13 protein-coding genes and 2 pseudogenes are annotated in these 12,097 nt (G+C 57.1%); 8 read left to right on the plus strand and 7 right to left on the minus strand.

All coding sequences use genetic code 11. The features are described from left to right. Positions 1-129: 129 nt before the first annotated feature. From INR99_RS17550 to INR99_RS15555, 3 genes and pseudogenes are all read right to left on the minus strand, one after another. Positions 130-517 (minus strand): annotated as a pseudogene (locus INR99_RS17550) (transposase); the annotation flags it as partial. 119 nt (positions 518-636) lie between these two features. After that, a complete protein-coding gene (gene fabG / locus INR99_RS15550) occupies positions 637-1,377 on the minus strand; it encodes a 3-oxoacyl-ACP reductase FabG (protein WP_194117296.1) in 741 nt (246 codons plus the stop codon). A 161-nt stretch (positions 1,378-1,538) separates the two neighbouring features. Next, a pseudogene (locus INR99_RS15555) lies at positions 1,539-1,829 on the minus strand (DUF3579 domain-containing protein); the annotation flags it as partial. 207 nt (positions 1,830-2,036) lie between these two features. Between INR99_RS15555 and argF the strand changes: the two are divergent. The 8 genes from argF to INR99_RS15595 all read left to right on the plus strand — a co-directional run bounded on the left by argF (position 2,037) and on the right by INR99_RS15595 (position 8,203). Further along, complete coding sequence (gene argF, locus INR99_RS15560) at positions 2,037-2,951, plus strand: ornithine carbamoyltransferase (RefSeq protein WP_194117298.1); 915 nt, start codon at positions 2,037-2,039, stop codon at positions 2,949-2,951. Between the two features lie 9 nt (positions 2,952-2,960). Further along, the gene (leuE, locus tag INR99_RS15565) at positions 2,961-3,581 is read left to right on the plus strand and encodes a leucine efflux protein LeuE (protein ID WP_194117362.1); all 621 of its coding nucleotides are present in this window, start codon (positions 2,961-2,963) and stop codon (positions 3,579-3,581) included. 28 nt (positions 3,582-3,609) lie between these two features. Next, positions 3,610-4,827, plus strand: coding sequence for an argininosuccinate synthase (locus INR99_RS15570; RefSeq protein WP_194117299.1), 1,218 nt, complete (start codon positions 3,610-3,612; stop codon positions 4,825-4,827). 72 nt (positions 4,828-4,899) lie between these two features. Then, positions 4,900-5,100, plus strand: coding sequence for a DUF2788 domain-containing protein (locus INR99_RS15575; protein ID WP_194117300.1), 201 nt, complete (start codon positions 4,900-4,902; stop codon positions 5,098-5,100). A gap of 25 nt (positions 5,101-5,125) precedes the next feature. Continuing rightward, complete coding sequence (gene ppnP / locus INR99_RS15580; protein WP_194117301.1) at positions 5,126-5,437, plus strand: pyrimidine/purine nucleoside phosphorylase; 312 nt, start codon at positions 5,126-5,128, stop codon at positions 5,435-5,437. 80 nt (positions 5,438-5,517) lie between these two features. Beyond that, positions 5,518-6,012 (plus strand): YajQ family cyclic di-GMP-binding protein, encoded by a 495-nt coding sequence (locus tag INR99_RS15585; RefSeq protein WP_194117302.1) that lies wholly within the window; start codon positions 5,518-5,520, stop codon positions 6,010-6,012. 77 nt (positions 6,013-6,089) lie between these two features. Next, positions 6,090-7,943: a sensor domain-containing diguanylate cyclase gene (locus INR99_RS15590; protein ID WP_194117303.1), complete on the plus strand. Its 1,854-nt coding sequence runs from the start codon at positions 6,090-6,092 to the stop codon at positions 7,941-7,943. A gap of 101 nt (positions 7,944-8,044) precedes the next feature. Then, positions 8,045-8,203, plus strand: coding sequence for a DUF3149 domain-containing protein (locus tag INR99_RS15595; protein WP_194117304.1), 159 nt, complete (start codon positions 8,045-8,047; stop codon positions 8,201-8,203). Positions 8,204-8,232: 29 nt separating this feature from the next. On the opposite strand, the gene INR99_RS15600 is transcribed toward INR99_RS15595, so the two are convergent. The 4 genes from INR99_RS15600 to trxA form a co-directional block, all read right to left on the minus strand. Next, a complete protein-coding gene (locus INR99_RS15600) occupies positions 8,233-9,714 on the minus strand; it encodes a glycosyltransferase family protein (protein ID WP_194117305.1) in 1,482 nt (493 codons plus the stop codon). Positions 9,715-9,967: 253 nt separating this feature from the next. Further along, a complete protein-coding gene (locus tag INR99_RS15605) occupies positions 9,968-10,225 on the minus strand; it encodes a type B 50S ribosomal protein L31 (RefSeq protein WP_194117306.1) in 258 nt (85 codons plus the stop codon). Between the two features lie 85 nt (positions 10,226-10,310). Then, on the minus strand, positions 10,311-11,570 hold the full coding sequence (rho, locus tag INR99_RS15610; RefSeq protein WP_194117307.1) for a transcription termination factor Rho: 1,260 nt from the start codon (positions 11,568-11,570) through the stop codon (positions 10,311-10,313). 127 nt (positions 11,571-11,697) lie between these two features. After that, a complete protein-coding gene (gene trxA / locus INR99_RS15615) occupies positions 11,698-12,024 on the minus strand; it encodes a thioredoxin TrxA (RefSeq protein WP_194117308.1) in 327 nt (108 codons plus the stop codon). Positions 12,025-12,097 lie beyond the last annotated feature (73 nt).

Consider the following 12,097-nt stretch of genomic DNA (forward strand, 5'->3'; position numbering starts at 1 on the left):
TGTCTGGCTCTATAACCAGCATTTGCCACAGCGGGCGCTACAGCACCAATCCCCCCTTCAAGCGATGAAGCATTGGCAGAAGCAAAGGCCCGAGTTATTCAAAAAGCGTGTAATCAATCGAGCGGGAATGGACAGTGGCTTGGCCCTCCAGGCGTAGTAGCCACTGGGATGCACAGACATCGCACGGCACAGGTGTCGAACAGCAAATTGCTGCTCGTGGGCCAAGATGAAGGCATACCTTACCCGGACTCCTTGGCAAAGTATGCGGCGACCTTTTTAGGATGTCGCGCTACTCGGTCACCCGTTTCAGTTCTGCTTCAAGCCGGCGGATTTCGCTTTGCTGGTCGGCAGATTTGGCCGACTTGGTACGCGTGGGGTCAAAGCATTTCCACGATTGATGCAGACTGTGGGTAGATACGCCGAGGCGGCTGGCGACTTCTGCGGCGGGAGAACCACGTTCAGTGATCTGCTTGACCGCTTCGATTTTGAACTCTTCAGGGTAACGCGGACTGCTCATGACACCTCCTTCTTGGCCTCAGTTTGAGGCTCTTGAGGTGCCTAGGAAAGCAGGGGCGATTCAAGTCAATACCCAAAAAAACCGCAGCAGGGCTGCGGTTTTTTGTTGGCTGGGCGGAATTACAAAGCCAGTCCGCCCGTTACCTCAATGGCAGCACCATTGATGTAGCTAGCTTCATCGCTGGCAAGGAAAGCGTACACATTCGCGATTTCTTCCGGCTTGGCCACGCGCTGCATCGGAATGCGTGACTCCATCTTCTTCAGCACCTCTTCCGGCATCGCCATTACCATCGGGGTTCCCACGAAACCGGGGCAGACGGCATTGGCACGAATCCCTTTCTTGCCCAGCTCCTTCGCCCAGGTTTTCACGAAGCCGATAACGCCGAATTTGGTCGCCGCATAGTTGGTCTGGCCAAAATTGCCATACACACCCACAACCGACGACGCATTCAGGATCACGCCTGCGCCTTGTGCCACCATGGTGTCAACCACGGCACGGGTACAGTTGTAAACGCCCTTCAGGTTGATGTCGATGACGCGGTCGAACTGCTCGTCGGTCATCTTGACCAACTGGGCATCGGCAGTGATACCGGCATTATTCACCAGCACATCGATGCGGCCGTATTTGGTCTTGACGCCATCAACCATGGCGGCGATCTGCGCCTTGTCGGTTACATTGACCAGAAAGCCAGCGGCATCGTTGCCGGCAGCAACCAGCTCGGCCACCAGTTTGTCGACACCTTCCTTGTTGACATCACAGACCACGACTTTTGCGCCTTCTGCGGCAAATTTGCGCGCAGTGGCCTCGCCAATCCCGCTGGCGGCGCCGGTAATGATGGATACCTTGTCTTTCAGACGCATACTCTCCCCCTTGTTACATCACTTTGAACATAGAAATGGACTGCAGCAGCTGCGCCTGAAAAGGGCGCCTACCGGTGCAGCATAGCCATGCTTGTGCAGTGCAGCAAGAAGGGAAAGCAAAAATCTGCGCGAAATCAAGCTTCGCCAGTATCGCCGTACACTTCGTCCATCAGGGTGCGGCAGTCGATGATGCGCAGATCGTTGTCACGCGCGAAGGTCATGATGAATTCGTAGACGCGCGGGTCGATTTTCTCGAGCTGCTTGTCCACCGCCACACAGCGGATATTGTTATGCATCATCGGGCGGACATAGGGGGCGTAAGAGAGCTTCTGATCGTGCCCGAACGTACAGAGGATGCCCGAAAGCCGTTCTGCCCAGTCACTCGGACGAAACTCCCGACCGGAACTGGTAATACCTTGAATGATGATTTCGTAGGGATTGCAGATCATGATGTTTCTTATGGGCTAAGTGCATTCAGAGGCTCTGGACGAATTATATCACCGCCACGCCCCCCCTGCCCGCCAGCAGCAAAATATCTGATCCAGATACGGGAAACTACGCATCGCCACTTGCCAGTACAGCGTAAACGGCTGAATAATGCTAACTTTTTCCCGAGCTGCCGGCCGCCTGTGCCGACCGGCGAGACAGGATTCCAGAACATGCGTCACTACCTGCAGTTTTCCGATTTCAGCCGTGAAGAATACGAGTACCTTTTCGAGCGCGCCGCCAAGATCAAGGCTCGCCTGAAGGCAGGCGAACTCTACCAGCCGCTGCCGGGCAAGGTGCTGGGCATGATCTTCGAGAAGAGTTCGACCCGCACCCGCGTGTCTTTCGAGGCCGGCATGTTCCAGCTTGGTGGTCACGCGATGTACATGAATTCCAAAGACACGCAGCTGGGGCGTGGCGAGCCGATCGAGGACGTGGCCAAGGTCATGAGCCGCATGGTCGACATCGTGATGATCCGCACCTTCGAGCAGAGCATCATCGAACGCTTTGCCGAAAATTCACTGGTACCGGTAATCAACGGTCTGACCAATGAATACCACCCCTGCCAGATCATGGCGGACATCTTTACCTACATCGAGAAGTTCGGCGCGATCGAGGGAAAGACCGTCGCCTGGATCGGCGACTCGAACAATGTCTCGCGCACATGGCTGCAAGCCGCCAAGACCTTTGGGTTCAAGCTCAATCTCGCTTGCCCGGTCGGCTACGACATGACCGTGCTGGACGGTCAGACCTATGGCAGCGATATTTTCGAGATCTTCCGCGACCCGTATCAGGCCGCCCGCAATGCCGACATCGTCACCACCGACGTCAGTGTCTCGATGGGATTCGAGCGCGAAACCCTGCAGCGCAAGAAGGACTTTCTCAGCTACAAGGTCAGCGAGAAGCTGATGCTGCAGGCCAAGGCCAACGCGGTGTTCATGCACTGCCTGCCGGCACACCGCGGTGAAGAAGTCGACCCGGAAGTGATCGACGGCCCGCAATCGATTGTCTGGGAAGAAGCAGAAAACCGCATGCACACCCAGAAGGCCGTAATCGAGTACCTGCTGCTGGGCCGCATTGAGGACTAAGCCGTGTCCATGTTAGGCATCACCGACCTTGCCACCTATGTGATCGGAACGGTCGCCATCATTCTGGCCCCCGGTCCAAATTCGCTGTTCACGCTCGGCGTAGCCGCACAGCGTGGCGTGCGGGCCGGTTATGCTGCAGCGGCCGGTATCGTGGTCGGCGACTTCTGCCTGATGCTCGCAGCCGTGCTCGGGGTCGCCGCCCTGATGAAGGCCTTCCCTGCCGCCTATGACGTGGTGCGCTACCTGGGGGCCGCTTATCTGGCCTACCTGGGTATACGGCTGCTACTCAGCAAAAACAAAGACTCCGGCGACAAACCCGTCGATGTACCTGCCAGCCACATTTTCCGCAAGGCGCTCGGCATCTCGTTGGTGAATGTAAAGGCCATCCTGTTCTTCATGGCCTTTTTCCCGCAATTTGTGGATCCCACCTACGGCAATGTGCCGCTGACCTTTACCGCCCTCGGGCTGATCCTGCAGGTCATCAGCCTGAGCTACCTGAGCGTATTGATTCTTGCCGGTGCCGGCATTGCCCGGCGGCTGCGCCACACCCCCTGGGTCGGTGCGCTGCTGCAACGCCTTACCGGCATTCTGTTCATCAGTTTTGGAGCCCGGCTGGCGCTGACTCGCTAGGCCGGAATCGTTTTATCGGGAGTAAAAGATGTCTGACGTGAAAAAAGTCGTGCTCGCCTATTCGGGCGGCCTGGATACCTCGGTCATTCTGAAATGGCTGCAGGACACCTATCAATGCGAAGTGGTGACGTTCACCGCCGACCTGGGCCAGGGCGAAGAACTGGAACCGGCACGCCAGAAAGCGCTGAAGTTCGGCATCAAGCCGGAGCACATCTATATCGACGACGTGCGCGAAGAATTCGTGCGTGATTTCGTGTTCCCGATGTTCCGCGCCAACACCATCTACGAAGGCGAATACCTGCTGGGCACCTCGATCGCCCGCCCACTGATCGCCAAGCGCCTGATCGAGATCGCCCGCGAAACCGGCGCCGATGCCATCAGCCACGGCGCCACCGGCAAGGGCAACGACCAGGTGCGCTTCGAGCTGGGTGCCTACGCACTGATGCCGGAAGTGAAGATCATCGCGCCGTGGCGCGAGTGGGACCTGCTGTCGCGCGAAAAGCTGCTGGCCTATGCCGAAGCCAACGACATCCCGGTCGACATGAAGCACAAGAACGGCGGCGCGCCGTACTCGATGGACGCCAACCTACTGCACATCAGCTTCGAAGGCCGCCATCTGGAAGATCCGAAGGCCGAAGCCGAAGAAAGCATGTGGCGCTGGACCGTCAGCCCGGAAGCCGCACCGGATGCCGCCGAATACGTCGACATCGAGTTTGCCAATGGCGACCCGGTCGCCATCAACGGCGTGGCGCTGAAGCCGCACGATCTGCTGGCAAAGCTGAATGAACTGGGCGGCAAGCACGGCATCGGCCGTCTGGATCTGGTGGAAAACCGCTACGTCGGCATGAAGAGCCGCGGCTGCTACGAAACCCCCGGCGGCACCATCCTGCTGAAGGCTCACCGTGGCATCGAATCCATCACCCTGGATCGCGAAGTGGCCCACCTGAAGGACAGCCTGATGCCGCGCTACGCCGAGCTGATCTACAACGGCTACTGGTGGAGCCCGGAGCGCCGTGCCCTGCAGGTGCTGATCGACCACACCCAAAGCTACGTGAACGGCTGGGTACGCGTGAAGCTCTACAAGGGCAGCGTTGCCGTGGTGGCACGCGACTCCAAGGACACGCTGTTCGACCAGACTATCGCGACCTTCGACGATGACGGCGGCGCCTACAACCAGGCCGACGCCGGCGGCTTCATCAAGCTGAACGCGCTGCGCATGCGTATCGCCGGCAAGAAGGGCCGCTAAGTCACTCGCCCCGGTGCAAGCCGGGGTATACCCTCGCAGACCTTAAAGAACAAAACATCCAGAAACATACCCATGAGCGAAGAGCAATTTGCCAATCTTGCTGTCCCGCTGCTGTGCACCGGGCTGATCCTGTACATGTTCTTCATCATTTACAAGCTGGCCAAGGAATCCAAGGCCGGCAAGAAGGGCTTTCTGGTGCTGCTATTCGTACTGGGGTTCGGGATGTTCGGCTTTATCGCCAAGACCATCCTGACCGAAATCCTGCAAAAATAACCCATCCAATCATTCAGAGAATCTCATGAGCCAGTTCGATAACGTCTCCGTCCTCAAACAAGCCAACGTCTACTTCGACGGCAAATGTGTCAGCCATACCATTTTGCTGGCCGATGGCACCCGCAAGTCCGTGGGTGTCATCCTGCCATCCAAGCTGGTGTTCAACACCGGCGCACCAGAAATCATGGAGCTGATTGCCGGTGCCTGCAATGTGAAGCTGGCTGGCGAAACCGCTGCCACCACCTACACGGGCGGCCAGTCCTTCAATGTACCGGGCGACTCCAGCTTCGAAATTGAAGTGACCGACACGCTGCACTACGTCTGCCACTTCGGCTAAGTCGCTGGTGCTTTTTGCGCAAGAGCCGCTGCATGCGGCTCTTTGCCGTTCTACCCTCTAGCCAAGAATGGGAGTATTCCATGCCTTCGTTTGACATCACCTCTGAAGTGGATATGGTTGCCCTGAAAAACGCGATTGACGTGGCAGAACGCGCCATTGTCAACCGCTACGACTTCAAGGGCACCAGTGCCAAGGTCGAGTTGCAGGAAAAAAACGAAATCATCACCATTTATGGTGATTCCGATTTCCAGCTCGATCAGATCAAGGATCTGCTGTTTCCAGCCCTGGAAAAGAAAGAACCCGACAGCAGCAAACGCCTGGATGCACAGGATGTGCAGAAAGTCTCGGGTAATAAGGTCAAGCAGGACCTGAAGATCAAGGCCGGCATCGACCAGGAGCTCGCCAAGAAAATCATCAAGCTGATCAAGGACAACAAGCTGAAAGTCCAGGCGGCCATCCAGGGTGATGCCGTTCGCGTGACCGGCGCCAAGCGGGATACCCTGCAGGAAGTGATTGCCCTGGTACGCAAAAGCATCACCGACTTCCCGCTGCAATATCAGAACTTCCGGGATTAAAGCGACATGCGGCGTCCAGTTCACTGCCAAGTTGCGCCACAGCAGTTATAGTAAGCAAAACGGATGCGCAAGCTGCAATGAACTGGACTCACCGCCCCCCCTGGATCATCACTGTCTTTGCCCTGCTGTTCTGCGCAGGCGTGGTACTGATCCTGAGCATCCAGCTGGGGCAGTCCTACCGCAACGAGCAGGAGCACGCCAGAACCGTCGCCGAAACCCGGGCAATCGTACTGCAGAGCCAGCTCAGCAGTGCACTGGCACAGCTCAATCTGGTGCTTGGTGACATCAGCCAGCAAATTACTCCACAGCAACTATCTGGCCTAGCCATGAGCGAGGACGAGCGCACAGTGCTGCACGGCCTGTTGCTCGACAAACTGACCCAGGTACGACAAGCCAGCAATATTGCCCTCATCAACGCAGCCGGACAGACCACGCATGAAGCGCTGGATGACCAGCAAACGCACATCAGCCTGCCTGAAGACGATGTCGCCATGATCCGCAACAACCGCTATCTGGAGCGCGTCTACCTGACATTACGCCCGGAAAGCAGCAGCAAGGCTCCAGTATTGCTATTGGCCAGGCGGGTCGAGGACAGCAATGGCGATTTTGCCGGGCTGATTGTCGCCAGCATAGCCGCCAGTTACCTCAGTCCCTTACTCGAACAGGCCGACGCCCCCCCCAATCAGGTTATCGAGATCCAGGATCAGGAAGGCTTCCCACTGGCGGCCCTGCGTGGCATCACACACCGCAGTGCCAGTATTCCGTTTGATCTCAATCCTGATGCACTTGCTGAAAGCCGGCGCCAGGCTCGAACCATCACCGCATTGAGCCCTGCCGCCGCAGGTAACCGGCTGGTCAGCTACAGCGCCATCCCCGATACGCCACTCGCACTCATCGTCAGCTCGGCTGCAGCCGACTATCTGCGGCAATGGCAACGCAACACCATGCTCTACCTCGCCGGAGGGGCGGTGCTACTGGCACTCGCTTTGCTCATGAGCTTCTTTTTCTGGCGTTCGCACCGACTTTCCCGCAATTTGCGCAGCAAGGAACTGAAACTGCAGGCAAGCGAAAACCGCTTTCGCCAGGTAATCGAAACCACACCTGTCGCGCTACTGCTCGCCAGGCTGCCGGACTGCTTTGTCACCTACATCAACCAGCGAGCGGCCCAGCTCTTTGACCTGCCGCAGGCCGCAGCCCTGTCAATGCGCGCGCTTGATTTTTTCCAGGATCGCGATCAGTTTGTCGATCTCGTCTACTACGCCCAAAACGGCGAACCTGCCAAAAATGTCGAAGTTATCCTGCGACGCCATGATGGCGCACCACTCTGGGCCACTCTTTCGCTCTCGACAGTCACCATCGACGAGCAGACCGTGCTGGTTATCGGCATGAACGACATCACCGAGCGGAAACGACTGGAAGAGGAGCTCAAGCGCCGCGCCACAACCGACAGCCTGTCCGGACTTGCCAACCGCGCTCATTTCATGGAGCGCTCCGAAAGCGAACTAATCCGCAGCAAGCGCTACGGACACCCGCTATCGCTGCTGATGCTGGACATCGACTTCTTCAAACAAATCAATGACTCATTCGGCCACCCCGCTGGCGACCAGGTCATTCAGCGTGTGGCGGAGATCGCCAGAGCCTGCTTGCGCGACACAGACCTGATCGCACGCATGGGGGGAGAAGAATTTGCGATTCTACTCCCCGAAACTGCGCTGTCTGCCACGCTTGATGCCGCAGAACGGCTGCGCCATGCCATCGAGACCCATCTGGTCATCACCCCGGAGCAGCACCGCATCCGCTTTACGACCAGCATCGGTGCCGCGCAGTGGTGTGAGGAGGACCAAAGCATCAGCGACCTGCTCAAGCGAGCGGATAATGCGCTATATCAGGCCAAGCAAACGGGCCGCAATCGTGTCTGCGCGGATAATTAGCCCGTGCGTGATTTGACTGACATCAAGGTTATATCCGGTTTACAGGTTCAGGATTACAGGCAGAACATCGTCAAATAACCTGCCACCTGGAGAATTGCCCCATGGAAAATTCGCCCCTGCAAGCACTTTTCACATCCGACATCGGACTATTGTCGCTGTTCACGATCGGCTTCGTGATCGTCATGGCCATTTATCTGTTCTTCTTTGTGCGCCGGCACATCCGCGAAGACAGCCAGAAGCAACAAAACCAGCAGAGATAAAGGAAAAGCCGGTTTTGCCGGCTTTTCCTTTATCGCGCCACCCGGTAGAGGTAAAAGCGCTCGCGGTTTTCCTGTGGGCGCCCACCCTCCCACACCAGCACCGCATCCGCAGCACTGACCGGCCAGGGCAATAACCTGAATGTGCACTGACCACCCAAGTCACGAGCGACGACCAGTTCGAGCTGGGTAAAGTAATCCAAGGCAGCCCGCGGTGCCTCGGCAACCGCCCCCACATCCAGGCAGCCTGTATTGACCCGCGCAGCAATTGATGCAGCCACCCCCTGATAACTTTTGCCATCATCAAGCCACTCCTGCCAAAGCCCTACGAATACCCCCCAGCCAAGGGCAATTCCGCAGGCCCAGTTGGTTACTGCGCGGCGACCGAGGGGGTTTTTGCGCAGCAAAACCATAATCCAAAGCCCGCCCAACAACAGAGCAAAACAGGCACCCAAGCCGAAGGCGGGATCGACCAGCCCACCGTATCGGCGCAAATGGCCGTGAATCCCGGCCAGAATCGGACTCGTACTCCCGACCCAGAGGACCCAGAGCAAGAGAATAATCGAACCAGAGGTTACGATTCCGAACCAGTTGAGCGCCTGTGCGGCTCCCCGGCGCAGATCATCCACTCCGCCAGCAGCCAGCAGGGACAAGGACACCAGCAAAAGCAGAGCCTGCTCTTCCGAAGGCATACCGGCAAACGCCACATAGGCGACAACAATCAGCAAAACGAGCAGCTGATTCCGCCACACCGCCTGCTGCCACAAGGCTGCACGGTTGAGCCAACACGTCCAGATCGCCAGCGGCAAAGCCGGCCAGGCAAACCACAGCACAATCCCGGGAAGAAAACCAAATGCATGCCAGACCTCAGGCTCAAGCAGGCCACCGTAGGCACCCAGCATGCTTTTCTGCCACCAAATCTCATACAGGACGGGATAATTGAGCAATAGCGCGATGGGCCAAAGCGCAATCAACGGAGCCGCAAGCAGCAACGATGTGGCGCAGGTCAGCAGCATGACCCGCCGCCTGCTGGTCGACAGGACCAACGCCAGAGAAAGAAGCACCGCAAGAATCAGCTCTGCATAGGAGGCGCCCAGGCCCAGCACAGCCCAACTCCCTGCCAGCACAACCCCGGCATGGAGCGGCCTGCGGCCGGCAAGCACCAGTCCATAAGCCAGCCAGGAGAATCCGACGAGAACCAGCACGGCAGGTGCGACGTGGTGCCCCCATTGCAGCAACCCAAGGCAGCCAAGCAGAACGACAACGGCAACACGCCCGTAACCGCGTCCGTATATTGCTTGTGCACTCAAACCACACCCCCAGAAAGCCAGAGCCATCCAGAGTCCGGTCGACAGGCGTGCGGCATCGTGGGCGGCGACACCGAAATGAGCCAGAAAACGCACGAATACGGTTGCAACCCAATAATACAAGGGGCCATGTTCAAGCGCTGGCACGCCAGCGATTTCCGGCAGAAACCATTGATGCCGCTCGATCATGGTACTGATGATTGCCATGCTCTGATTTTCGGCCGGCTTCCAGGGGCCGTGCCCCACAAGCCCGGGCAGCAGCCAGAGCAAACAAAGCAGCAATAACAGCCAGGGTTTATCCCCTGGCCGTGAATCCGGCGACTGCCCTGCAGAAGAAGTTGGCGTATAAGTCAGCATGATAATCAGGAACCGTCTATCAGAAACGCATCATACCGTGGCAAAAAGAATATGAATGCAAAAAAAAAGCAGCCCGCAGGCTGCTTTTTCCAGATGCACCGGCTTAGCGACGATACATGTTGAACTTCTGATTGAACTTCTCGATACGGCCAGCGGTATCGACGATCTTCTGCTTGCCGGTGTAGAACGGGTGGGATTCGGAAGAAACGTCCAGACGAACAACCGGATATTCCTTACCATCAGTCCACTTCATGGTCTCGGCGCCGCGCGCTTTCATGGTCGAGCGAGTCAGAAACTTGAAGTCAACACTGGCGTCGTAGAAGATAACTTCGTTGTATTCGGGATGGATACCGGATTTCATGGTTGTAGGTCCTTATAAATAAGCGCACCGGGGTTGTGCCGATGCAAAACGCGCATTATTCCACGCACACGCCGGATAGGCAAGCTTAACGCCCACGCATCGAATCGAAGAACTGATCATTGGTCTTGGTGGCCTTGATCTTGTCCATCAGGAACTCCATCGCCTCCAGATCATCCATCGGGTACAGCAACTTGCGCAGCACCCAGATTTTCTGCAGCTTGTCCTGCTCGATCAGCAGTTCTTCCTTGCGCGTACCGGAACGGTTGATATTGATCGCCGGGAAAATCCGCTTTTCCGCCATGCGACGATCAAGATGAATTTCGTTATTGCCGGTGCCCTTGAATTCTTCGTAGATCACATCATCCATGCGGCTACCGGTATCGATCAGTGCAGTGGCAATAATGGTCAAGCTGCCACCTTCTTCGATATTGCGTGCAGCACCGAAGAAACGCTTGGGACGCTGCAGGGCATTGGCATCGACGCCACCAGTCAGCACCTTGCCGGAAGCCGGAACCACGGTGTTGTAGGCACGGGCAAGGCGGGTGATGGAATCCAGCAGAATCACGACATCACGCTTGTGCTCGACCAAGCGCTTGGCCTTCTCGATCACCATTTCCGCCACCTGGACGTGACGCACGGCAGGCTCATCAAAGGTCGAGGAAATGACTTCCCCGCGCACCGAGCGCTGCATTTCGGTGACTTCTTCCGGGCGTTCGTCGATCAGCAGCACAATCAATGCCACTTCGGGATGATTGGCAGTAATTGCATGCGCAATGTGCTGCAACATGACCGTCTTGCCGGACTTCGGCGGCGCAACCAGCAAGGCTCGTTGCCCCTTGCCGATTGGCGCCATCAAGTCAATCAGACGGCCAGTGGTGTTTTCCTCTGCCCGGATATCTCGCTCGAGTTGCAGCCGTTCATTCGGGAAGAGCGGGGTCAGGTTCTCGAACAGGATCTTGTTTTTGGCATTTTCCGGCGGCTCCCCGTTGATCTTGTCGACCTTGACCAGTGCGACATAACGCTCACCGTCCTTGGGGGTGCGGATTTCACCTTCTACGGTATCGCCGGTATGCAGATTGAAGCGCCGGATCTGGCTGGGGCTGACGTAGATATCATCGGGCCCCGCCAGATACGACGTATCGGGGCTGCGCAGGAAACCAAAGCCGTCGGGCAGGACTTCGAGCGTGCCATCGCCGTAGATGCTCTCCCCCTTCTTGGCCTGATTCTTGAGAATGGCAAACAGCAAGTCCTGTTTGCGCATCCGGTTTGCGCCGTCAATCTCGTTGGCCGTAGCCATCTCGATCAACTCGGAAACATGAAGCTTCTTGAGATCGGATAAACGCATAATGTGCTTGGGGAAAGGGGAGAAAATAAGGAAGGAGGTAAAGCGCAGCGGGCGGACGCCCACCTAAAAGATGCAGGACAAGGTTAGACCTTGCGGCCAACCTTGTCAATGAAGCAGGAGCGAATGCTTACAGATTGGCGTCGAGGAAGGCAATCAGCTGCGACTTGGACAATGCGCCAACCTTGGTCGCCTTCACTTCACCATCGACAAACAGCATCAGGGTGGGAATACCGCGGATACCATACTTAGGCGGTGTCGCCGGATTTTCTTCGATATTCAGCTTGCCAACTGCAACCTTGCCTTCATATTCGCCGGCAATCTCGTCCAGAATCGGCGCAATCATCTTGCAAGGGCCACACCATTCGGCCCAGTAATCAACCAGAACCGGGCTCTTGGCCTGGAGTACATCGCTCTCGAAAGAAGCATCGGTCAGTTTCAGGATTTTGTCGCTCATGCGGATCTCCAGACAAGTTTGCAAAGCACAGCGCCGCACTCAAACGGCGGCCATATCTCAGTGATAGGGGCAT

The organism is Chitinilyticum piscinae (genome assembly GCF_015223195.1).
Taxonomy (GTDB): Bacteria; Pseudomonadota; Gammaproteobacteria; order Burkholderiales; family Chitinibacteraceae; genus Chitinilyticum; species Chitinilyticum piscinae.

Coding starts and splice junctions, on each gene's coding strand:
- INR99_RS15595 (WP_194117304.1), top strand. CDS start 8,045: ATGGAAAATTCGCCCCTGCAAGCACTTTTCACATCCGACATCGGACTA.
- INR99_RS15570 (WP_194117299.1), top strand. CDS start 3,610: ATGTCTGACGTGAAAAAAGTCGTGCTCGCCTATTCGGGCGGCCTGGAT.
- trxA (WP_194117308.1), bottom strand. CDS start 12,024: ATGAGCGACAAAATCCTGAAACTGACCGATGCTTCTTTCGAGAGCGAT.
- ppnP (WP_194117301.1), top strand. CDS start 5,126: ATGAGCCAGTTCGATAACGTCTCCGTCCTCAAACAAGCCAACGTCTAC.
- INR99_RS15600 (WP_194117305.1), bottom strand. CDS start 9,714: ATGGCAATCATCAGTACCATGATCGAGCGGCATCAATGGTTTCTGCCG.
- INR99_RS15575 (WP_194117300.1), top strand. CDS start 4,900: ATGAGCGAAGAGCAATTTGCCAATCTTGCTGTCCCGCTGCTGTGCACC.
- argF (WP_194117298.1), top strand. CDS start 2,037: ATGCGTCACTACCTGCAGTTTTCCGATTTCAGCCGTGAAGAATACGAG.
- fabG (WP_194117296.1), bottom strand. CDS start 1,377: ATGCGTCTGAAAGACAAGGTATCCATCATTACCGGCGCCGCCAGCGGG.
- leuE (WP_194117362.1), top strand. CDS start 2,961: ATGTTAGGCATCACCGACCTTGCCACCTATGTGATCGGAACGGTCGCC.
- INR99_RS15605 (WP_194117306.1), bottom strand. CDS start 10,225: ATGAAATCCGGTATCCATCCCGAATACAACGAAGTTATCTTCTACGAC.
- INR99_RS15590 (WP_194117303.1), top strand. CDS start 6,090: ATGAACTGGACTCACCGCCCCCCCTGGATCATCACTGTCTTTGCCCTG.
- INR99_RS15585 (WP_194117302.1), top strand. CDS start 5,518: ATGCCTTCGTTTGACATCACCTCTGAAGTGGATATGGTTGCCCTGAAA.
- rho (WP_194117307.1), bottom strand. CDS start 11,570: ATGCGTTTATCCGATCTCAAGAAGCTTCATGTTTCCGAGTTGATCGAG.